This is a genomic window from Nostoc sp. (assembly GCF_036919815.1).
Classification (GTDB): domain Bacteria; phylum Cyanobacteriota; class Cyanobacteriia; order Cyanobacteriales; family Nostocaceae; genus Nostoc.
In genome coordinates this window covers 1-23,874 of the sequence record NZ_JBALCE010000027.1, presented here as the reverse complement: position 1 = coordinate 23,874, position 23,874 = coordinate 1, and the positions used below count along the sequence as shown (strand labels likewise).

Below are 23,874 nucleotides of genomic sequence, written 5' to 3'. Positions count from 1 at the left end.
AAAATTTAATTACGAATTACGAATTACGAATTATTATGAATCTCTGGCTAACTGCACCGACAGATTTAATTTTATTACCGGATGAGATTCATGTCTGGCGCATAGACCTTGACCAATCAGAATCAAATTTGCAAAATTTAGCAGCAACTCTTTCTAGTGACGAAACGGCTCGTGCTGAACGGTTCTATTTCCAGGAACATCGGCAACGTTTCATCGCTGGTCGCGGTATTCTCCGAACTATATTAGGTTGCTATTTGAGTATCCAGCCGTCACAAGTTGAGTTTAATTATCAACACCGTGGTAAACCAGTATTAGCAGATAAATTTGCTGATAGTGGATTGGCGTTTAACTTGTCTCATTCCCAAGGGTTGGGTTTGTGTGCGGTGAATTGTACTCGCCAAATTGGTGTAGACCTAGAATATATTCGCCCGATGTCTGATTTAGAAACTCTTGCCAAACGGTTTTTTTTACCGAGAGAATATGAGATGTTGCGATCGCTATCTCCCAACCAACAGCAAGAGATATTTTTCCGTTACTGGACTTGTAAGGAAGCTTATTTAAAAGCAACTGGAGATGGACTATCCCAGTTAGAGCAAGTTGAAGTATCGTTGACTCCCACAGAACCAGCCAAGTTACAGATAGCTGAAGACTGGAGTCTTTTTGAACTAGTACCTGCTAACAATTATGTTGCTGCTGTTGCGGTGACGAATTTTGGCTGGCACTTAAAATGTTGGCAGTATTAATCCTAGCCATTAGTCATTTTTCCCCAATGCCCAATGCCCCATGCCCCATGCCCCCTACTTATCTTCCTGCATATTTCTCACAAATTTTGTCACCAGGTTTCTAGGTACAAATCTGACGATTTTCGCCAGTAGTTTATTGATAAAACCAGGAATAACAATGGTTTGACCTTTCATTAAGGCGCGAAAACCAATTTCGGCTACTGTTTGTGCATCCATCATCTTCTTGCCCTTGACTAACTTAGAGTCAGCCATTCCTGTTCTTTCATGAAAGGCAGATGCGGTTGAGCCTGGGCAAAGAACTGTCACAGTCACACCTGTACCTTCTAATTCATTAGCGATCGCTTCTGAAAAAGATAAGATATAGGCTTTAGTAGCAAAATAAACCGCCATTAAAGGGCCTGGTTGAAAGGCAGCAGCCGAGGCGACGTTTAATATTTTTCCCTCACCTTGCTTTACCATGTCCTTCACGAATAGCTTAGTTAAATGGGTGAGACACACCAAATTTACCTGTAGCATTTCCAATTCAGCAGCTAGGTCTGTTTCGTGAAATAATCCATAGATACCAAATCCAGCATTATTTACCAGCACATCAACCTTAATATTGGCGAGTTGCAATTCTGTGAAAATTTCTTCAGGAGCTGTTGATATAGATAGATCCTTAACAATAGTTGTAACAACATTTCCAAATTCTTCTTGGAATTTAACTGCAATTTCTACAAGCTTTATCCCGTTTCTGTCTACTAAGACAAGATTGTAATCATGAGCAGCAAAAATACATGCTAATTCGTAGCCAATTCCACCGGCTGCCCCAGTAATAAGAGCAGTTTTTTTACTCTGTCCTTGATGTGTTGTGTTCATGTAAAAAGGTTAGTGAATTCAAGTTGGTGAAGCTGCATTGGATTTACAGTGATTCTCGCTCTACAATTAAGTATGCGTAATATCTGAAACGACGAGAAATGTCTTGAGTTTATAACCCTTTCAAATGCTTGTGTGGTGCTCCGGCGTAGCCCACCGTAGGTCTTACCCTGAGCCAGTCGTTGGCGTAGCCTCTCGTAGAGAAGGGCATCGCCTTCAGCTTGCTATAGCAGTACAAACGTAAATTTAGGACTTATGCATCGTCAAACTTGAGAATCCAGAAAATTTGGTTATGTCCCACTGCTAGCGATCGCTCTATTTACACGTATTTGATTACTCAGAAGAGTGGGTAAAATCAAACTTTTATGGCTGACACTAACCATTGTATACTCAATTGTTTATGTCAAGGTGTAAGTTCTAAAAATTTATATTTGTGAGCATCAAAAAACAGGACAATTAGATTGCCTCTGTTGGTGTATGATTTGTTAGCTGGCATCTTAAATGTTGGCTATTAAGTAGTACCGAGTCCTAAAAAACATCGATTAAACAAAATGTTTGGTAGGGGAGCCAGTGCGTTGCGGTGTTAGCGTAGCGTTAGCGAGTCCGCGTACTCTTACAGAGAAGCAAGCTACGCTTTTAGCGTCTCGTAGAGAGCGTCACCCGAAGGGAGGTTCCCGACACTCGATGAGTCGCTAATGCTTCGCTATCTGTTGTAGCAACTGGCATTGTGTTACAGAAGCTGTAACACACCCTACGCAAGTTGTGACTTCCTAAGCGATATTCAAGAAACCAGTTTGAATCAAGTAGGCGGTATAAGTCATAAACAATTGAGAGTCAATAGGAGGACAAACAATAGAACTACCTGCTAGTGCAATCAGCGTATCTTCGCAGCTAATATGGGGTCTTCTAGCTTGTAAATACAAATCAGGAATAGTCACTTGTTGATCAGACCAACGCTCTAGTAAAAAGGGTCGCAGAGTATATAAAGGGTTATCCACAGAAGACACATTATTGATTAACTCAGCTTGCCATTTGTCATAGGGAATCATGTCAACTGAATAACCAAAAGAGCGTATCCACTCAACTAGCATTTTCAAAGCAGCAGGTTGGGGATGTTGTAAATTGAAAGCCTTACCTATGGATTCTGTTTGGCGTGATAGATAAACAATGGCTTTACTTACATAGTCCACAGGAGACATATCCAACATATAATCTACATCAGGGAAACTTCCCATTTGTAGACAGCCCTTGGTCATCAAATTGATAAAGTCATGTGTGTTACAAATCCCTGTTTTGCTATCACCTGAAATCAGTGGTGGTCTATAGATAGTTACAGGTAGTCCTCGGTCACGGGCAATTTTGACTAACTTTTCAGCTACCCATTTAGTTTGAGAGTAACCAAGATAAATACCTTCCCAATGATTGAATTCATCCTGTTCTTTGACAACCTTGCCAGCATAAGCAGATGATTCAAAAATAGCGACACTAGAAACGTAATGTACAGGCTTAACTTTAACTTGACATGCCAATCTCAAAACTTCTTGAGTTCCTAAAACATTGGCTGCCTTGAGTGCGGAGTAGGGAAAAACATAATTCAACAAAGCACCACTATGATATATAGTATCAATATTGGCAGCTAACATTTGAAACTGTTCAGAGCCAACACCTAACAATGGCTGAGATAAATCGCCGACAATCGGAATAATTCTGGAGTTAAATTGCTCCTGCCAAATTGCATACTGTTGCAGATTATTTTGCAGTTTAGTTTTGCCTTCTTCGGCATTAGCAGCACGCACTAAACAATAAATATCCGCATTAGTTTCCTGTAGCAATTCCCGGATGACAAAAGCTCCTAAAAAGCCTGTTCCTCCAGTTAAAAAGATGTTTTTCGGTTCACCTACAGACAGATTAGATGCAGCACCAGGATGGATTGTAGGGTCAAGAACAGCCTCAGCACCTAAATCTAGAACAGAGGGGGCAGCGTTGGCATTAGAAGATGTCACCCCTGTCTTTTGAATCGGTGAATCTTCTTGCACTTCTTCAGCTAAACGCTGTGAAAGAGCTTCAATATTTGGGTAGTGCCACAGAAGCAACGGAGATGGTTGAAATCCTAGTAATTTTTCTAATTTGCTTACTAGAATCATTGCTTGGGCTGAATCCAAACCATAGTTTTCTAAATGCTCTTTGACATCTATTTCATCAGTTGATATTTTTAGCAACTCAGCTAAGTTAGATATCAAAAATACTTGAATATCGCCTGCGGTGAAAGACTGTTTTATAGTCATTTTCAAATCTCCAACAATGTAGAACGAATAGGGTGATACTGACTGTAATAATCAGAAGCTTGCAGTCCTTGAATTTTCAAATTTTGGACACGATACAAAAAGGCTGCACCAGTCATAATTTGATTAGCAACATCAACTACCCGACGATTATCTGCTTCAGAGAGGTAGGAACCTCGTACCCAGTCATTGAAACCGCCCATAGCCGGGCCACACCAAATTTGATAATCGACTTCTCTACCTTTTTCACCAGAACTAGACCACCGAGAAGATAATCCTAGATACCAGCGGAAAATCAACGCCATTTTGAGTTTAGGATTATTAACTGCTTTACCCAATTTCTCAGGATTCTTTTGGGACAAATAAGCCGCAGTTCCTTCCCATACTTCGGCAATAGTTTTGCGAAAAACTTGTTTTTCTAATTTCTCTCTTTCTGCCAAAGGAATCTCTTCAATGGAATCATAAGCACGATAGAGTTCAAATAATTTCTGCGCTCGCATGGGGAACATCGTACCCCGTTTGAGAACTTGTAGTTTGACTCCCATTTCAAACATATCTGCTGCTGGAGCCATCATCATATCAGCCATTTCTGCTTGAGATAGTAGCTTTTTGGTATGTTCACAAGCCCCAGATTCAACGCATGACTGATTAATTGAGCCGGTCATTATATAAGCAGCACCCATCATAAAGGCTGCTAATGCTGATTGTGGTGTACCAATTCCCCCTGCTACTCCGATTCTAATCGGTATTTGGTAATGATATTGTGCTTGAATTTCATCCCGCAAGGCAATAATAGAAGGCAACAAACAAACCAAGGGACGGTTATCTGTATGACCTCCAGAATCAGCTTCAACGGTAATATCATCAGCCATCGGAACTTTGGCTGCAAGGGTTGCTTGTAACTCAGTAATTAATCCTTGTTCCAGAAGTTCTTTGATAATTCTGGCTGGTGCTGGTTGCAGAAATTTAGTAGCAACTTCTCGGCGAGAAATTTTGGCAATGACTTTATTTTTGATTTCAATTTGATTGGCGTTATTCAACCCCAATCCAGCAACACGGTAATAAACAATGTTGGGAGTCAAGTCGAGAAATGCTGATGCTTCTACTGTTCTCACTTGATATTTGAGGTATAAATCTACAGCCCGGCGTTCAATCGCAGGTTCGTTAGGACTGTGAATTAAATTAAATGCATAAGGCCCTTGAGGTAAAGCTTCTTGAATACGGTTTATGGCTGTTTCCAAACGGTCTGGAGTTAAACCACCTGCACCAAAGGAACTCAAAATTTGCTCTTTTCCGAGTGCAATGACCATTTCTTCGGAAGCAATTCCACCAGCCATTGCGCCAGTTACGTAGGCATATTTCACTCCATGAGAGGAGAGAAAATTCGGATCTCCAAATTGTTGAATACGGATAGGTGCTGCAAATGTTAACAGTTCTACTTGGGCTGTTGTGCCATTATCACCAGGGGATAAATACCCCTCATTTGTGACACCGATTTTTCCGGCAATTTTTACGATGTAGCAGGGTTTATCTAATACCATCAATTTATTTTTGATGGTTTGTTGCTCAAAAGATACAGTTTCTAAAGAACCTTTCCAAACCTGGTTTTTATTATAAGACCAGGCGGAGAAATTAAGACCATTATCGTGTTTACTTAGTACCGTATCTACGGTTGTCACGGCAGTTATCCCTCGGATTATAAGTAATGGATGATAAAAGCTGAAGGGTGTAGACTCTGTTAACGTAGACGCTTCGGCTTGCCGCAGAGGGCACAGAGTAAGGGAGTAATACCAATTCTCTAGGAAAATGCATTTAATCTTTTTTAAACGAACCGCATACTCCTACGGAGAAGCAAGCTACACGCAGCGTCTCGTAGAGATCAGTTAAGCAGTTTTTGAGTGCAAGTTGAGAGAGAATTGGTATGATTTATTAGGATTCGTCGTTAAGCAAGTTTTGGGCGCAAGTTAGTTGCAATTGAATGATTTCGCTCATTTGTTGACTGTAATCTTGTCTAGCTTGTAAAAAAGCTGTGTGCGCTTTGGTTATCTTTGAATTATTCACATTGAGCTTTTGATACTGGGTCTTATTTAAATCGAACATGCTGATGATGCTACTAATTTTTTGAGTGATGACAGGTGGCGAAGAAAGAGGAATTGGCTGTCTAATTGCGCTTGACTCAGAAGATTGTAATTGTTCTTTCGTTTCAAAACCGTTATCAATGATATTTTTCGGCTTTACTTCTTCTGGCTGAGGCAAAATGTTAGGGGAGTAATTTTCTTCTTGGATTATCTGGTTGGAAGTCTTAAGAGAATCTGCGATTTCAGATTTTTGAAGATTAGGTATGTTTGGATGCTGTTTTTTAAAGCGATCGCTCTTAAGATCCCCAGCGAAATCTTCAACAAGTTTGCGATTTTCGTTGCTCAATATAGTAGCAGCAATTGATTTTCCACCCAAGGTAACTGTTCTCAATGTTGCTTTATTTTGATTAGGGGTTTCTTGAGCTTTGCTATATAACGGTGATAAATCCACGTTCACCTGATGACTGAGTAGTTTTGCTAATGCTTTGACCATTGAAGCATGGTCATCCATCCCTCTACGATTTAGAGAGACTGTCATGTGTTCTTTATCGCCGAGGATTTTATCAATCCATCGTGAACACACACTACCAGCACCTGCTTCTAAAAATATTCGCACACCATCACCGTAGACACGATTAACTAATCGTGGAAAATCAAGTTCTTGGCACAATCCTTTGGCGATATTGTGCGCGATGGTATCGCTATCAAGTGTAATCGGTTGATAATCGGCAGCAGAATAAAACACAATACCGGGAAGATTTTGGGATGGTAACGTGTTTACCTTCTTGATTTCCTCGTACTGCGATCGCATCGCTTCACAATGGATCACATGGTCGAAGGGAGCGGGAAAAGCGTTGCAACCTAATGTTGTAATCACTCGCTTACAGGCTGCATCATCACCAGCAATTAATACTTCTTCTGGCGTGTTGATTTGAGTTAAGTAGACGTGATTCTCATGTTTGAGACATTCTCTAACTTGGGATGGACTAGCCATGAGAACATAGGTATTCCAAAAATTGTTGTTTTGTGAATTTGGTGAATCTGTTAATCCCCAATATTCACGCACAGCATTTTTCGGGCCAGATAACTTATCGCCAAATAAAGGTGATGAGTTTAAGGTGTTACTTCCGCCTTCAAAATCACTCCAAACTCCTTGGGCAACCATCATACTAGTTTCACCCAAACTATACCCAAAAACGGATTTCGGCTTGACTTGAAAATCATCTCTAAAAATTGCCGTCATGTATCTAGCAAAGGCAATTTCACTTTCAAACATTGCCAGTGAATCATCTAGCAATTGCTTTTCGAGAGTTTCTAGTTGCCTGGTTGTCAATTTAGGTAAACTTCTGGGATAAACTAACTTTTCAACATCGGCAGCCCGGTTGTAAAGATTATTACTTTTTAAGTCCTCGAAGACTTTCGGAAATAACCGGAAGACACTGCGACCAATGCCAATATAAGAATTGACTGCTGCGGGATAAACATAAGCAACTGCTCCAGTTTTACCCAATGGTTTTGCGGTGAAATAACTACCTAGTGGTGTTTGCCAATCTGTGCCGTTTTCAAAGGCATTGTTTACACCTTTGCGGGCAGATTCAATTTCTTTGAGTAAATCTTTTTGGTTACGTCCTGTGATTGATAAGACGTATTTTGCATTAGATTGCTGTTCAAAATTAGCGAATGTTTCGCTGGCGGTAGCTGATAAAGAGGAACTAGCTTCAATGGATTTTTGGAGATTGTTAAGTAAATCTGGTATCGTGGAGCGATCGCTAACTGCTATAGGAAACAGATGAAAAGGCATTTGTTGCAAATATCTGTTGTCGCGCTCCTCTTGGCTGGGTTCTTCCGATAAGATTAAATGGGCGTAACTGCCATCTATACCCATGCTATTAATTGCTGCTACTCTGCGTGTGCCGCCTTTATCGACAAACCAAGGTCTTGATTCCATTGCCACATAGAAGGGGCTACCTTCCCATACTTGCGGTGTTTTGACACCAGACCATTTGGGTGTGGCGGGAATATACCTGTAATAAAGACAGAGAGCGGTTTTGATTAAGCTAGCGATTCCTGATGCTGTATAGGTGTGGCCGATATTGGCTTTGACGCTGCCCAATGCACAATGCAGACCATTACCCACTTTCGGATAAGCTTGCAATAAACCTGTGATTTCGGCTTCATCCTGCTGGGAAACGCCACTACCGAAGACTTCTACATAGTTAACCTGTGTGGGTTGAATCTCCGCCATCTGGAAGGCTTGTTTGCAGACATCACTGATAGCTGAGGCATCAGGTTTTACCAGAGCGTTACTCAAAGTAGAATTACCTTGTGCGAAACTCATGGCATCAATTACTGCATAGATGCGTTCGTTGTCTTCCTTAGCAGCTTCGTAGCGCTTGAGGACAACTGCACCGGCACCTTCACCAACCGTCCAGCCATTAGCTTGTTGGTCAAAACTCAACGTATTGACACCCGTATTAATTGGTGCAAATTGGTTGCGGAACAAGACATTTTCTACACCACCGGCTAAATCTACGGCACCCACAACGACTGCATCAACTTCTCCCGTAGCGAGTAGCATTTGTGCAACTTCCAACGCTTTGAGGGCAGAATTTTCGCCAGCGCTGATGGTGAATGCCGGGCCAGTGAAATTCCATAAAGCAGAAATCCGACTTGCCATGATGTTGGCAATGTGACTCACATATTCGCCGATTTCTACTGGTTGGTGAATGCTATCTTTAACAATGGTTTCCAGTTGCGCTAACTGTTCAGCAGGTAAAGAAATTCCTTGGTTGAGTAAGGCGTCCTTAACTTGCCAAGATAGATTCCATCTTTGCTGTAGCTGATGCACAGAGAATTCTGTCTCGGCGGCAACAATCACAGCCACATTGCCACCCTCCTGTAGTTTCGCATCTTTGACGGCGCGATCGCTAACCTTCAAAAGCAATAATTGTTGTGGATTTAACTTCTCTATTTCATTCGGTGGGATTTTGCATGATAAAGTATCGATTTCAAAATCTTTGATATATGCCCCAACTGGTGCTTTACCATCTGCTAAACCGTACTCTTTCAGGACATTTTCTTGGTTTTCTATACCATGCCATCTTTGAGGCGGTAGGGAAGTAAAATGCTGTGTTCCATCATAAATACTGCGTTCAAAAGCATCTAAACCGTTGCAGTTACCAAAAAAGGCATCCATGCCGACAATGGCGACTTTTACAGGTGGAACAGGTGCAGTTGATTCAACTGGTTGTGTTGTAGTTCCTTGTTCTAAAATCAGATGAGAATTAGTGCCGCCAAAACCAAAAGCGCTAATAGCCGCCCGTTTAATTGGTGCGTTATTATTCGGCCATGCCGTAGCTGTTCTAACAATTTTGTCGGCGGAAATTGTACTTTTTTCTGATGTTAAAGGTTCAGAAACATTCATGGTTGGTGGAATTATACCATGCGACATACTCAAAATCACCTTAGTCAAGCCAACCATGCCAGCAGCAGTTAACAAGTGACCAGTATTTGCCTTAGCAGAACCTACCAGAGGCGCAGCTTGATTTTGACCAAAGAATGTTTCTATGGAGTTGAATTCGGTTGTATCTCCTAGCAATGTGCCTGTGGCGTGACACTCTAAATAATCGATGGTTTTGGGACTAAATTTCGCCTCATTATAGGCTCGTTCAAAAGCTAAGATTTGTCCTTTAGGATTAGGACTTAATAAATGTTTACCTTTGCCATCATTTGAGAGTCCATTACCGCAGATAGTAGCGAGAATATTATCGCCATCTCTAACGGCATCAGAATATCTCTTCAGCATCACCATTCCAACACCATCGGCAGGAATTAGCCCTCTAGAGGATTTGTCTAAGGGGCGGCTGATGCCGTTTTCTGCATATCCTTGAACACCAGAAAATAACATCCGCACGAAGAGGGAATCTGCACAACTGATGGCTCCAGCTAACATGACATCAGCTTTATGTGACCATAAGTAATGAGATGCTAGTTTAATAGCATAAAATGATGACGAACAAGCAGCATCTAGACATAAATTAATCTGGGATAGACATAGAGCTTGAGCAATAATAGATGCTGGTAAACCAGATATCAGAGCATTGTACAAAGATGCTTTAGTTGCAGTTGGGAGAGCAGCTAAATCAAAATCTTCATACTGTAAAAGTTCTCTGACAGCAGGTGCGATCGCTTGCTGGTAAATTGGAGAGAATAGCTGATTAGATAATTTTGTCGGGAATGACAAATTACCTAAAATTACACCGCATTTTGCCAGAACAGTTTGATTACCCCAATAACCACTGTTTACAATTGCTTGTTTAGCGGCATACAATGACCATTTGAAGGTGTTATCTAAACCAGCAACAAATTCTGAGGGTAGATTGTATTCACTAGGATTAAACTGAAAGTTGCGGATGTATCCGCCTTTGAGGGAATAAGTTTTGTCTGGTGTACCTTTAACTGGATTGTGAAAGATTGTCGGATCTACTCCGATTTCTTCGACGGTTGCAGAGGATGTCGAATCTTTTTGAGCAATAATATTTTGCCAGTATTCTTCAGGGTTTTTAGCATCGGGGAATAGGCATGATAATGCGATGATGGCTATTTTTTCCACGATTTATATGCTCCGAGTTTGGGTATTTAGCAAGAGATAATTAAAAGGCAGGATTTACGCTGTTCCCCAAACTTTGAAGTGGCAAGTTATAGCAGTCCTAAGATTAAGCTAGCTTTCAGAGTTTGTAGTAAGCACTTTAGTGCTTATATAAGAAGGACTAAAGTCCTTACTACGAACTTTAAACTTAAGAGATTACTAACTTCTGAGCATTTTCATTGACCAAATGATGGCGTGAGCGCCGAGCATTCGTGAATAGATTTTACCTTGGCGATCGTGTATGATGAAGTTTGCGATCGCACTACTTGGTGTCTTAGATATCACTTCACAAGAAACGTAAAATGTTTCGTTATGTGGTATCATGGCAAATTGTTCAAATTTTTCGACTTTTCCAGGTAAACAACCTTCTTCATGAAAGTGTTGTGTCCAAACCCATAAGGCGTGCATACTCAAGTCTGTTGTGTAAGGATTTACCCATTGGACAGGGAATTGTCCTTGTTGCTGGGCGGTGAGTTCTGGCCACAGACATTCTGTAGTGATTTTTTCAGGACTGATGTTTAAAACTCTTTTGATTTCTTGAAAAGCCGGGCCATGAAATAATCTAGCTCCCCCATTTTGGTAAAAAGCTTTTCCGGTAGCGGTGATGATATTATCTTGTTCGAGATTGAGAGATTCATAGATGGGTGCATCTGGGATTTCACGCTGGAGATTTAGTTGAGCGCTAAAATGAAAATGAGTTTTTCCTTCTGGGTTTTTACTTGAAATTTTGGCTTTTAGTTCGATTCTTTCAAGATTAACTTTGGAAATTTCTTCTATTTCTAAAATATGTTCCTTCGCTAATGTTTCATTGAAAGTAATCCCCTTCAAAACCTTGAAATCTTGGTAATAAAACAACCGATAACCGGGATATAATTGTTCACAAGCATTGATAATCCAGGTCATTGCACAAGTTGCTGGTAAAACTGGAGAACCAGCAATAGTATGATCGTGTAAAAATGGATTAGCCTCCAATGTCATTTGGCGACGAATACGATAAGTTCGTAGTTCTGAATCTAGTTCTGTCGCCATTGGAACTAGTGGACTACCAATAACAACTTGTGCGGTTGCATGATTAGTATTATCCATTTCTTTAACGAGCATTTGTGCCCCGACTGCAATCGGAATTATTTCAATTTTTCGCTCTTGAAAAATCTTCTTTAATTCTGCTGTCACCATTCCACTATCCCAAGCGCCCCAGTTGATAGCGACTACATGACATGAGGGATAACTTTGCTTAAATATATGGGCTGATTTGTTCAGAATTTCATTTGCGATCGCATAATCAGATTGTCCAGGATTTCCGTAAAATCCTGTTACTGAAGAAAACAAAACTAAATGCTGAAGTTGATTAGGATTAACGCAAGCCAACAGGTTTTCTAAACCTTGAACTTTGGCGGTGTAAACTTTTTCAAAATCTTGTTCTGTTTTCTTTTCAATTAACTTATCAGCCAAGTTTCCCGCACCGTGGATGATTCCGGTAATTGGGCCGAGATGTTGCACAGCATTGGCAAGTTTTTCTTGTAAAGCTGGCGTATCTGTAACATCGACGCTGATATATTCGGCTTTCGCTCCGGTTTTTTCAATTGCGGCTAGAGTCTTTTTAATTTCGCGGCTGGAGGTAATTTTGTTATAGATTTTTTGCACATTCATGGGTGTGGGCTTCTCTCCTTGGGAAAGAAGATTTTCCATGATGCATTTTTTCAATGCGGATTCATCAGAATTTTGAGCAAAATCTGGCTCGGTTTCTAATAGTTCGGAGCGACCGAGGAGGATGAATTTGCAGGGTTGCTGTTGGGCTAATCTGATAGTACACTCAGCCGTAATCCCTTTTGCACCGCCGCTCACGACAAAGACAGATGATGGACTAAGCTGGGCTGTTTGTGTCATAAATCCTCTGATATTAATTCGTAATTAATAGATGCTCTAGAAAGCTGGTTACAAGTTGTTTCCTATCTCTTTCTCTGTGTCCTCTGCGGTTTTTTTTAACGAACCACAGAGACGCAGAGAGCGCAGAGAGAAGAGATGAAGGGATTTTTAATCGGCGATAATGGTAACTCGCCCTTGTGAGCCGTAACCAACTTCACTAATATAAAGGTTGGGGTCGTGAAGCTCGGCGATGATGTTTTGTACTGACTGTTTGGCGTCAAGTCTGGGACTTAGATCGATCGCACGAGTAAACACTTTTGGCCATTCCCATCTTAGAGTTTTGGTTAATCCAAATAAACCAGCGCCGATCGCACCAAAGTTGACTTTGTACTCTAAGCCGAAAGCGCCATCAAGGTGAGCAACTGTGCAGAAACAACTACGTCCATGACGCGCGGCTTCGTTGAGGGAGGGTTTGAGGTGTTTCGCCATCAAAAATACGTGCTTGACGATCGCCTTTTCTTCTTCGTTGTAAGAAATACTCCCGGTGTGATTTGCTACAAACATCGGATGTAGATGGATAAAAGCCCCAATCGCTCCGCAGTGAGATGCGATCGCTTGCAATTGTTGTTGAAGATGTTCTTCACTCAAGTTTGCTAAGGTGACGCGGGTTACTCCTGTGGGTAAGGGCGCTTGCTGGGCGATCAGCGATTGGGGGAAGCTGACAACTACTACTTTCCAGCCTTTCTCGATTAGGGATTCAGCTAATTTATAAGTGGTGAGGGAACCATCATCGGTGATTAAACCGATGTGTCCCTCTGGTAAGGTGAAATCCAAATAATCGGGCTGTGGTAGGCTTCTGAGTTTGACGGGATGACGCTGGATATTATGCTCTAATTCCGGTGGCTGTTGGACAAACTCAGGTTCAGACTTTTTTTTTTCACCTCCAGCTAACTGCTGTAGGTAATCGACTATTTGACCGATGGTGCGGAGTTCTCCGAGTTCTTCAATGTTTGGCTTAGGTAAGTTGGGGTACATTTCTTGCATCGCCCCTAGTATTTCTACCCGTTTGATCGAGTCAATCCCTAAGTCGGCTTCCATGTCCATTTCTAGTTCCAGCATCTCCACTGGATAGCCAGTTTTATCACTGGTGATGGCTAGCAGGGTTTCACCTAAATCTGCAAATTCATCACTTGTTGCGGGTTCTGGTTCTGGGTTGAATGCGACAACTACGCTTGCTTCAGGTGAAGTAATTACCTCAACTACCGGTGCAGTCTCTATTAAAATCTCAGTTGGTTGTTGTACTTCGTGAACTGCAATTTCTACAGAAATGTTTTTGGAAGTATGGGATTGCAGATACTCTACAACTTGACCGATGGTGCGTTTTTCTGCTAGTTCTTCTAAATTGGGTTTGGGTAGGTTGGGGTACATTTCCTGTAGCGCCCCCAGGATTTCTACCCGTTTGATCGAGTCAATCCCTAAGTCTGCCTCCATGTCCATGTCCATTTCCAGCATCTCGACTGGGTAGCCCGTCTTGTCGCTGGTGATGGCTAACAGGTTTTTATCCAAGTCAACAATATCGATGGTTGCGCCAGATACAGGTGCAGCAGTTGTCGGTGCTGGTTCTGCCACAACTTCCTTGACTGGGGGTGAGCTAATTTTGACTACAAGCTCAGTTTGGGGTTCTACTACTGCGGGAACAGGTGACGCCGCTACAGGCTCTACTGTCTCGAAAGTAGGGAGTGGGGAGAAGAGATTAGGGAGCAAAGAAGAGGAATTTTCATCCTTCTTAGAAGTGGGGGATACAGGAGTTTCAACTACAGGCTCTACTACCTGCGGAGCGGGCGCCAGAGGTGCTTGGGTAACATTTAAGCCATTTTTAGCTACTGGCTCAGTTACAGGCAGTGGTTGGCTTTCTACTATCTTTGTAACGGCGGGTACTGGTGCATCACTAACAGTTGTTTGTGTGGTGAAATGATGTCCTACGGCATTGCTGACTTTCTCTGTGAGTTGAGTTACTCCCTCACCTGAGATGATTTGAGAATACTCTTGCTGGATGAGTTGGAAAAAGCTTTTAGTATATTCCAGTTGCTCTTGGAGATATTGCTCATGGATGCGTAGGGTTTCACCTTGTTGGGAGTGAAACTGCATCATGCTGCGCTCTAAGCTTTCCATCACGACTAGCTTCATTTTGGCAGTTTCGGCTGTTGATTTACTTTCACTCAACAAAGAATTCTGCTGCTGCATCAGTTGGAAAAACGCTTTGGCATATTCCATTTGATGGTTGAGATAAGTACCGTGAACTTGTAAATTCTCAGCTTGATTTTCTTGAAACTGTGTCAGCAGGTATTCTAAACTTTCTAAAAGTTGTTGGTAATTTGTAAGTTTTTCTGGTGTTGGTTGCATCTTAGATTCCTGGGCTGGTTGTGACAGGGTAACAGGATTCATTTGTTGCTCTGTTTGGGTGATGATATTAGCAGTCACATTGTTAGCGATCGCAGGTGTTTTTTTATGTCCGTTAGTCTCGATCACCGCCAGAGGTGGAGTTACTCCTGGGCTGGTAAACAAAGGAGCCGCATCAGCATATTCGGGGGTAGGTAATGTGATTTTATGCCCATCCTGCAAAGCTAAAGCGAAGGCATTTTTCGTTTTTTCGGATCTGTAGTTGATGCCGTTCAAACGGACATTTAAGGTCTTCTTCGTCTCAATTGGGGGTATAGTTTGGAGAAGTTGGTAAGGATCGAGGTTATTCAAAGCCAGACCAATCACCCGCAACTGCACAACCGCTTCTCGTAAAGAGCGATCGCTATTCTTTTGAGTGCTGGGGTTCAAAGATACGGTAGTGTGTGGGCGATCGCCAAGGATATCTTTTACCAAGTTGGTCAGAATTCTTCTGGGCCCAAATTCCACAAAGCAAGTACCACCGGCTGCATAGATATTTTCAATTTCCTGCTTAAACAGCACTGAGTTGGAAAGGTGCGTTTCCAGGATTTTTTGAATACCTTGGGGTTCATTGGGATATTGCTTACTGGTGACGTTGCTGTAAACAGGGATTTTCGGACTTTGGAACTTGACGGACTTGGTTGCGATCGCAAAGGATTTTTGAGCAAAGGCGATTAGCGGTGTATGGAAAGCTGCTGAAACAGGTAACAATACAGCTGTATATCCTTTCTCGTGTAAAGCCTCTCTAACTCTCGCTATTTCTGCGGTGGGGCCAGCCAAGACAAATTGAGTCGGAGAATTTTGATTAGCGATCGCAACTTGGGGAAAACGCTTCAGCACTGCTTCGACTTTGCTGATGTCTTCTTTAACAGCCAGCATACTACCCGCATCATGATCCGGGTCTTCGGGTGCCGCCATTGCTTGACCCCTAGCTTTCACCAGGAACAGGTAATCTTCTGTACTCAAAACGCCCGCAGCCCATAAAGCTGTCAGTTCCCCGAAGCTATGACCCGCCACAAAATCTGACTTAAACCCAGCTTGTTGCAGTATGCTGTACATCCCTGCACTCAACACCCCGATGGCTGGTTGAGCGTATTCTGTGCGTTGTAAGGCAGCAACTTGGGCGTTTTTCTCTGCTTCCTCAAACACCGGATGAGGAAAAACTATCTCTGAAAGCGGCTGCAAATTATCTTTAATTAACAAGCTATCCATATAGCCATGAAGACGCCGCATCAAAGGAAAATTCATCACCAGTTCGCGCCCCATCTCCAAGTATTGCGAACCTTGACCAGAAAATAGAGCGACAACTTTTCCACCCAACTCCATACCAGAGGCGCGGTAATAAATCCCTTGGGGATGCTCCCAAGATGCTGCTGTTCCTTTGTTTTTCAGCCAATCAATGCTAGTTTGCAACAACTTGCAAGCGTCTTCAAGATTCTCAGCGACAAACCCAAATCTGGCAGCAGAGAGGGGAATCTGTGGCGATTTGCACTCCTTGATTAATTCTGCATAATGTGTCGGTGCTTCAGGCGATCGCAACTTACCTAAAATCTCTTCAGATTTATTCAACAATTGGTCTACTGTGGGAGCAAACAACAGCACTTCACTAGCACCACTATGTAAGCGGTAAGCGTGGTTCTGGTCAGCTTCATGTTCTTCCAAAACGACGTGATAATTGGTGCCGCCAAAGCCAAAGGAACTCACACCTGCGCGTCTTGGTGCTTCCCCTTCAGCACGAATCCAAGGTCTAGTTTCGGTATTCAAATAGAAGGCGGAATTTTTAATGTTGAGTTTGGGATTCGGCTCAGTAATGTTAATTGTCGCCGGTAATACTTTGTGATGTAAAGCCAAAGCAGTTTTAATCAAACTTGCCGCACCCGCAGCCGCTTTTGTGTGTCCAATTTGTGATTTCACACTACCCAAAGCGATATGCTGCTTTTTGTGATCATGTTCGCCAAAAAAGTCTTTCAAAGAACCAAATTCTGTCGGATCACCAGCCATTGTACCGGTGCCATGTGCTTCCATCAAACCAACAGTTGCGGGAGAGAAGCCAGCATCTTCATAAGCACGTTCTAAGGCTTTAACTTGACCTTCTTTACGAGGAGCATAAATGCTCTTATAACGCCCATCACTGGAGGTACCAATACCTTTGATTACGGCATAGATTTTATCGTTGTCACGTTCAGCATCTTCCAGCCGTTTGAGTACAATCATCCCAATACCTTCACCCAACATCATCCCATCGGATTTAGCATCGAAAGGTTTGACATTCTCACTCGGAGAAACCGCCGGTGTTTTGCTGAATGATATGTAAGCCATGATGGTGTTATCGGTATCAACACCACCAGTTAGCATCATGTCAGAACGATGCTCAACTAGCTCACTAATAGCCATTTTTAAAGCACCAAAAGAACTAGCGCAAGCGGCATCAACTACGCAGTTCATCCCACCAAAATTTAGGCGATTGGCAATTCTACCCGCGACTACGTTAGCTAACATTCCAGGGAAAGCATTTTCATCCCATTTCACATAGGCGCTTTTGATTTTATCAACGATTTTTTGTGTATCTTCATCAGATAAACCACTGCTTTTAAGAACTTTTTCCCAAATCGGATATTCCAACCTTGCAGAAAGTGGCATTCCTAATTGCTTGGCCATCGCCACGCCTAAGATTACCCCAACAGTCTCGCGGCTAAACTCACGTTTTTCACCATAACCTGCATCTTCCATCGCCTCTTTCGCAACTACTAAACTTAATAGTTGCGATACATCTGTGACTTCCAAAATGCTGGGTGGTATGCCGAATTCCATCGGGTTAAAATCTACCTCTGGAAGAAACCCACCTCTTTTACAGTAGGTTTTATCTTCAGTAGTTCTGGGATTCGGATCGTAATAATCTTCGACGCTCCAGTGAGTGGAAGGAACATCAGTAATACAGTCAATTTTGTTTACTATATTTTGCCAGTATTCGTGCAAGTTTCTAGCTTTGGGCAATAGAGAAGCCATCCCGACAATGGCTATAGGATTGTGTTGTAATTGTCTGTTAATTCTGTTGACTGACACTGATTTCTCTGACCTCATGTTTTTTTCCTCTATAGACCTAATTACAGCCTTTTCGCAATTATTAACAAGGCTCTCTAACTCCGCTAAGGCAGTATCAATTGAATAAGCAGACATAGGGCATAGTGAGTACTGTGGATTGTGTAGCTACAGTAATTTCTGTTGCCTACTAAATAATCAAAATCTCTTGTTTTGTAAGCAGCTAGCTATCCTATCTCCGCTAAATGCTTTTCTCAAAATCGACACCACACGACAGATACTGCCCTGATAAAGCCTGAGATTTATAGGCGATTTTGGCACACTGCGATCGCAGAAAAATCTTAGACAACGTTAGACTCTTGAAATTGTGGCAATAGGTCGATGACGTTGTTAAAACGGGTCTAATAGTCTTGGAGTGTAATAGCTGCTTGACCAGTGAATTCAATCCATTTCTAATAGTAGAGATTTTGAGCAATGGTATCCCACTGGAGCGAGAGAAACTGAGCAGTAGCTAAGGGAACATAAACGCTTTTTTCACCCGAAACCGTTTGATTATCTAGCCTAACTACAGCAACATAGCTGATGTTAATGACAACGTTCTGTATCTTGATCAATGTCATAGCTAGTTTCAACGTCCGGGATAATATATCTTATGGGATTTGACCCAGGAAAGTTGACAAGTTCGTTACAGAAAAGACACCGCCTTTAATCCGAATTTATGCAAGTTGAAAAAGTAATTAAACGATCATTAAGTGATGACATAGCAGGTTGGTTTAGTTATTTTCAATTTCCAAATCTCAATTAAATAACTAGTTTGTATAACCACTTTAAAGCATTGAATTAATAAAAACACTAACATACTTTACAGAAACTAAATCATTTCTTTAAAGTTATTTCATAAATAGCCGTCCACCATTACTGATATAAATTTGGAATAAAATTCAGCATCAAAGTATAATTTATGACTAAATAAAACTGTGAGAAATTTACCTCGTTCCTAGTCTCTGACTAGGAATGCCCCTCATTGAGGCTCCGCCTCTCTTACTCGCGGCAGCAGCCCAATGAGCAGCATTTCCACCCAGATGCTAAAAACGAGGTTTGAAAAGGGTTTGGACTTAAATTCATACCCATGAGCAATGTTCTTTACAATATATGTGGTTCAATTAAATGAAAATTGCTGTAAATTAAGAATGCAAATCTGTTGTCTAGTAAGTAAAAATTCAATGAATACATAGATAAATTGAATAACCATAAGTATTTTTTCTCAGAGAAACATCATAATTGAGTCAAAGTTTTTGGTTATTTTTAAATATAAGTCAAGCTAAGAAGCAAAGCCGTTATTTATAAAGCAAATGTTAATTTTTAGTATGTGGCTTGCTAAACATAATATGGGTTAAATGAGTAAAAATTAGGCATAATTCATGTAGCTTTAGCTGACCGCAGGGTATTGCCCCTACTGGAAATTGCTATAAGAATGTCTTATATTACACAACCTTGCTAATCATAATCTGTTAAAAATATCAAATCTGCTTAATAACTAACTATTTGTTAGTATTCAATGACTATACAAGGAATTAGTAATAAGTAAATTTCTTCAGTCTCTAATCTTACAGTAATTAAATATTTTAGTGAGATAATCAGGACTTATGCCAATTAAATAGCTTGACAAAATTTGCTTTTTACGCCATACTTAATAACAAGTTTATCCAAATTTTGAGTTCATTTTTATTAGCGCTTCGTTGTGATTGAGAGTTAAGTTTTATGGTTAGCGCTATTGTATTTTACGCTACGGGATTAGATATCAAATTAGGATATAACTTAGGAAGCTTTGAAGTAACACACCATTAATTTTCACGCCACAATAGCGACTTTGGGCGGCAAAAGCGTACAACAATTCATATAAAACCAATTTAGAACCATCCAGTTTATTAAGGTAGAAACCCTAGAGGAAAAGCCCTCTTGTTAATTTGCGGATGAGTCTATTCTAATCGACTAAATATAACCAGGCTATCCCCTAAAAAAGCAGAATTGGAATGAAAATATGGCAGTAAATAAAGAAAGCCGATTATTCACAAAACCCGTAGGTCGATCGCGAATAATCTTAGCAACTTCTCTCACTTTAGCGGCCGGATTAATCACTTTCTATAGTTTGGCACCGTTTTGGTCTAAACCGAAAGTTGTGACACAAGCGAATCCTCCCAAGGCTGCCACGCCTGTAAAACTTGCTGTGACTGCCTTGGGGCGTTTGGAGCCAGAAGGCGAAGTTACTTCTTTGACTGCTCCCGCTTCCAATAATGGGGTGCGAGTAGACAGATTGTTGGTAAAAGAAGGAGATACGGTTAAAGCAGGGCAATTATTAGCGTATCTAGAAAATTATGGTCGTTCTAAAACCGGATTGCAACAGGCTTTAGACCAACTGCAAGTTGCCAAAGCTAAACTAGCGCAGGTGAAATCTGGGGCTAAAACCGGAGATGTCGATGCTCAAAAGGCTGCGATCGCTCGGTTAGAGCCACAATATAAAGGAGACGTTGCCACCCAACAGGCGACAATCGCCCGCATCCAGGCTGAAGTAGACAATGCTCAAGCCGAAAACGATCGCTATCAGCAATTATATAAACAAGGTGCGATCGCGGCTTCCATAGCAGATACCAAAGCTTTACAACTCAAGACTACACAACAGCAACTAACAGAAGCCCAAGCCTCACTGAAGCGGACTCAAGACACATTCCAAGAACAACGCAAACAGGCACAAGCTACACTCACGGGCATTAGTGAAGTGCGTAGTGTAGATGTTCAGGTGGCACAAACCGAAGTCAACAGTGCCACAACTTCTGTTCAACAAGCAAAAGCCGACTTAGATTTAAGTTACATCAAATCTCCCATAAATGGCAAAATTTTGAAAATTCATGCCAAAACCGGAGAAGTAATCAGCACCACCAGAGGATTTGCTGAAATAGGTAAGACATCTCAAATGTATGTGATTGCAGAGGTGTATCAAACTGATATTCAAAAAGTCCGTGTAGGACAAAAAGCCACCATTATCAGCACTGCATTTACTGGAAAATTACAGGGAACTGTGAAAGAGATTGGTTGGCAAGTTGATAAGCAAAATATCTTCAGCCTCAACCCTGGATCAGATACAGACCGCAGAATAATTGAGGTAAAAATCTCTATTGATAATCCCGCAGATAGTCAGCGAGTGGCTCGTTTCACTAACTTACAGGTAGATGTTGCCATTCATATTTAGTAATTGATCAATGACCAATTTACTAATAACAACTAACAAATAAATCCATGATTTTCAAAATTCCTTTAGGATGGCTACAGCTAGCCCAGCAAAAAGTTCGTTTACTAGTAGCTGTAGCCGGGATTGGTTTTATTGTGCTGCTAATGTTTGTGCAACTTGGTTTTCAAGATGCTCTCTATTCCAGTGCAACCGCAGTGCATCAGCATCTCAAGGGAGATTTATTTTTAGTTAGTTCGCAATACAAATCTTTGACCTCAAATCAAAGCTTTTCGCGGACTCGTTTATACCAATCTCTGGGGTTTAATGGCGTAGAGTCAGTTAGCCCGATGTATTTGCAATTTGCCAAACTTAAAAATCCGGCAACTGGTGAGAAATATTCAATATACGTTATTGGTTTCGATCCAGGCAAACCTGTGATGGACATCCCAGAAGTTGAGGAAAATTTAGATAAACTCAAAATTCCTGATGTCATGCTTTTTGACCGGATTTCGCGTCCAGAGTTTGGCCCAATAGCGGAAAAATTTAATGCGGGAGAGACTGCACAAACAATTGAAATATTTCCCTTCAATTCATTAATTGGTTATAGAGTAAGAATTGGTGGTTTATTTAGCTTAGGGCCTTCCTTTGGGGTAGACGGAAATTTACTTGTTAGTGACTCAACTTTCTTGAGGATAAATCCTAATAGTCGTCCAGCAGATATGATCGATATCGGTTTGATTTCCCTCAAACCTGGTACTAATGCAGAAACAGTAGTGAAAAATTTGCAAGCAACTTTGCCTAATGATGTCCAAGTTTTCACACGCCAAGGCTTTATCAATTTTGAAAAAAAATATTGGGCAGTCAGAACACCCATTGGTTTTATACTTAACTTGATGTTGACAATGGCTGCGGTTGTTGGGGTAGTTATTGTTTATCAAATTCTTTACAGCAATATTGCTACACAGTTCGTTGCTTATGCCACTTTAAAAGCCATAGGTTATGCCAATAGATATTTATTAAATGTGGTATTTCAGCAAGCTTTAATTTTGGCTATTTTAGGTTATATCCCCGGATTTATTACTTCTATCTTGTTATATAGTTTTGCAGAACAAGCAACTAAATTACCAATAGTTATGACCACTAATAATGCACTGATTGTCTTAACTTCAACAGTTTTAATGTGTATCACATCAGGAGCGCTTGCTATCAACAAACTCCGCTCCGCAGATCCGGGAGATATTTTCTAAGCAATAACTACCTGTGGACTCAAAGTGTTGCTTTGTATTAATAAGTGGCTAACTCAGGATTGATTTTTAAACGCAGAGTTTGTCAATTCGATTCGCTATAAATTTGTGCAAAGCTCTATTAAGATTACCTATTTTTTCTCTCTGCACCTCTGCATAAGATAAAAAATATTCGGTATTCTTTCACTGATAAGAGATTTTTAATCCAAAATCCAAAATTCGTATAACCCCTACTTTATGAACCTCAAAAACAAAACCCTCCTAATTACTGGGATTGATGAACTTGTCGGATTACGTACAGCCGAGTTAGCCATAGCGCAAGGAATGAAGGTTCGGGGACTGCAAAGTTCTACAGAACAGAATAAACAATTACAGAATTTAGGTGTTGAGGTAATTATTGGTAGTATTACCGATGCTACTATTGCCCAAAAAGCTTGTCAGGGAGTAGATATCGTTTTACATACATATCAAATTGCCGAAGAAGCTGGTGCGATTAAGCATTTTCGTGATGTCAATGTTGGCGGTACTGTCAACATCGCTAAAGCCGCTAAACAGGCTGGTGTGAAAACATTTGTGCATCTATCCAGTGTGATGGTTTACGGTTTCAATTATCCTAATAGTGTTGCAGAATCCGGGCCACTATCTGGCGAAAATAATCCTTACTGTCAAACGAAAATAGAAGCCGAAACAGCACTCTTAGAACTGAATAATCCCTCAGATTTTGGCATCATTGTTATTCGAGCCGGAGATATTTACGGCCCAGGGAGTATTCCCTGGATAGTCAGGCCAATTCTGATGATGCGTCAAAAGTTATTTGCCTATGCCAACGATGGTAAAGGAGTAATCAATCATGTATATATAGATAACCTGATTGATGGCATCTTTCTGGCGATAGAAAAAGAAACCTATGGTGAAATATTTAATATTACCGACGGACAAGAAACTTCGTGGAAAGAGTATTTTATGCGTTTAGCAGCAATGGAAGGTTTACAAGCGCCCCTTTCATTACCGAAAGATGAAATCAAGTTGTTTCTAAAGCTGCGTGTTCAAGGACAAAAACTTTTTCGCCAAAAAGTTGATATCTTACCAGAGTCTATAGATTTTATGACTCGTCCCTATGCTTGTTCTATTGTCAAAGCACAAAGTCTGTTAAATTATAAACCAACAATTGACCTAGAATCAGGTATGCAGCTAACACATGAATGGCTGCAAAAAACAGATATCCAAAAGTTGATCAAATAAAATAGTAGGTTGGGTTTAGCGACAGCTAAACTCAACAAAACCTTGATCAAAACCTTGATAATGTTGGGTTTCGTTTCTCAACCCAACCTACTAAAATATGAATTATTACGTTGCATCTACCTAACAGTTATCTGCAATTAAGCATAAATAATCCACAGATTTTTTGAATACTGGTTTTTTATGAATAGCAATCAGCCACGCTTGAGTATCGG

General features: G+C 41.0%; 10 protein-coding genes and 1 pseudogene. 4 read left to right on the top strand and 7 right to left on the bottom strand.

Annotation, left to right across the window (positions count from 1 at the left end; genetic code table 11):
- The first annotated feature begins 35 nt into the window (after positions 1 to 35).
- Positions 36 to 743, top strand: a complete 708-nt coding sequence (gene hetI, locus V7K15_RS07570) for a 4'-phosphopantetheinyl transferase HetI (RefSeq protein WP_334904461.1) — start codon at positions 36 to 38, stop codon at positions 741 to 743.
- Between the two features lie 54 nt (positions 744 to 797).
- On the opposite strand, the gene V7K15_RS07565 is transcribed toward hetI, so the two are convergent.
- The 7 genes and pseudogenes from V7K15_RS07565 to V7K15_RS07535 form a co-directional block, all read right to left on the bottom strand.
- On the bottom strand, positions 798 to 1,601 hold the full coding sequence (locus V7K15_RS07565) for an SDR family NAD(P)-dependent oxidoreductase (RefSeq protein WP_334904460.1): 804 nt from the start codon (positions 1,599 to 1,601) through the stop codon (positions 798 to 800).
- Positions 1,602 to 2,368: 767 nt separating this feature from the next.
- Positions 2,369 to 3,883 carry a thioester reductase domain-containing protein gene (locus tag V7K15_RS07560; protein WP_334904459.1) on the bottom strand — a complete coding sequence of 505 codons (1,515 nt, stop codon included), beginning with the start codon at positions 3,881 to 3,883 and terminating at the stop codon, positions 2,369 to 2,371.
- A gap of 2 nt (positions 3,884 to 3,885) precedes the next feature.
- Entirely contained in the window at positions 3,886 to 5,559 is a 1,674-nt protein-coding gene (locus V7K15_RS07555; protein ID WP_334904457.1) for a PfaD family polyunsaturated fatty acid/polyketide biosynthesis protein, read from the bottom strand.
- A 250-nt stretch (positions 5,560 to 5,809) separates the two neighbouring features.
- Entirely contained in the window at positions 5,810 to 10,570 is a 4,761-nt protein-coding gene (locus V7K15_RS07550; protein WP_334904455.1) for a PfaB family protein, read from the bottom strand.
- Positions 10,571 to 10,765: 195 nt separating this feature from the next.
- Positions 10,766 to 12,493, bottom strand: a complete 1,728-nt coding sequence (locus V7K15_RS07545) for an SDR family NAD(P)-dependent oxidoreductase (RefSeq protein WP_334904453.1) — start codon at positions 12,491 to 12,493, stop codon at positions 10,766 to 10,768.
- 147 nt (positions 12,494 to 12,640) lie between these two features.
- Positions 12,641 to 18,088, bottom strand: coding sequence for a beta-ketoacyl synthase N-terminal-like domain-containing protein (locus V7K15_RS07540; protein WP_334904451.1), 5,448 nt, complete (start codon positions 18,086 to 18,088; stop codon positions 12,641 to 12,643).
- A 263-nt stretch (positions 18,089 to 18,351) separates the two neighbouring features.
- Positions 18,352 to 18,570, bottom strand: a pseudogene (locus V7K15_RS07535) (hypothetical protein).
- A gap of 1,421 nt (positions 18,571 to 19,991) precedes the next feature.
- On the opposite strand from V7K15_RS07535, the gene V7K15_RS07530 reads away from it, so the two are divergent.
- From V7K15_RS07530 to V7K15_RS07520, 3 genes are all read left to right on the top strand, one after another.
- Positions 19,992 to 21,197, top strand: coding sequence for an ABC exporter membrane fusion protein (locus V7K15_RS07530; protein WP_334904450.1), 1,206 nt, complete (start codon positions 19,992 to 19,994; stop codon positions 21,195 to 21,197).
- A 47-nt stretch (positions 21,198 to 21,244) separates the two neighbouring features.
- Complete coding sequence (devC, locus tag V7K15_RS07525) at positions 21,245 to 22,423, top strand: ABC transporter permease DevC (RefSeq protein ID WP_334904448.1); 1,179 nt, start codon at positions 21,245 to 21,247, stop codon at positions 22,421 to 22,423.
- Positions 22,424 to 22,657: 234 nt separating this feature from the next.
- Positions 22,658 to 23,662: an NAD-dependent epimerase/dehydratase family protein gene (locus V7K15_RS07520; protein WP_334904447.1), complete on the top strand. Its 1,005-nt coding sequence runs from the start codon at positions 22,658 to 22,660 to the stop codon at positions 23,660 to 23,662.
- Positions 23,663 to 23,874 lie beyond the last annotated feature (212 nt).

Excerpts from the sequence above, each read along its gene's own strand:
- V7K15_RS07540 (WP_334904451.1), bottom strand. The coding sequence starts at position 18,088 with ATGTCTGCTTATTCAATTGATACTGCCTTAGCGGAGTTAGAGAGCCTT.
- devC (WP_334904448.1), top strand. The coding sequence starts at position 21,245 with ATGATTTTCAAAATTCCTTTAGGATGGCTACAGCTAGCCCAGCAAAAA.
- V7K15_RS07530 (WP_334904450.1), top strand. The coding sequence starts at position 19,992 with ATGGCAGTAAATAAAGAAAGCCGATTATTCACAAAACCCGTAGGTCGA.
- hetI (WP_334904461.1), top strand. The coding sequence starts at position 36 with ATGAATCTCTGGCTAACTGCACCGACAGATTTAATTTTATTACCGGAT.
- V7K15_RS07560 (WP_334904459.1), bottom strand. The coding sequence starts at position 3,883 with ATGACTATAAAACAGTCTTTCACCGCAGGCGATATTCAAGTATTTTTG.
- V7K15_RS07520 (WP_334904447.1), top strand. The coding sequence starts at position 22,658 with ATGAACCTCAAAAACAAAACCCTCCTAATTACTGGGATTGATGAACTT.
- V7K15_RS07565 (WP_334904460.1), bottom strand. The coding sequence starts at position 1,601 with ATGAACACAACACATCAAGGACAGAGTAAAAAAACTGCTCTTATTACT.
- V7K15_RS07545 (WP_334904453.1), bottom strand. The coding sequence starts at position 12,493 with ATGACACAAACAGCCCAGCTTAGTCCATCATCTGTCTTTGTCGTGAGC.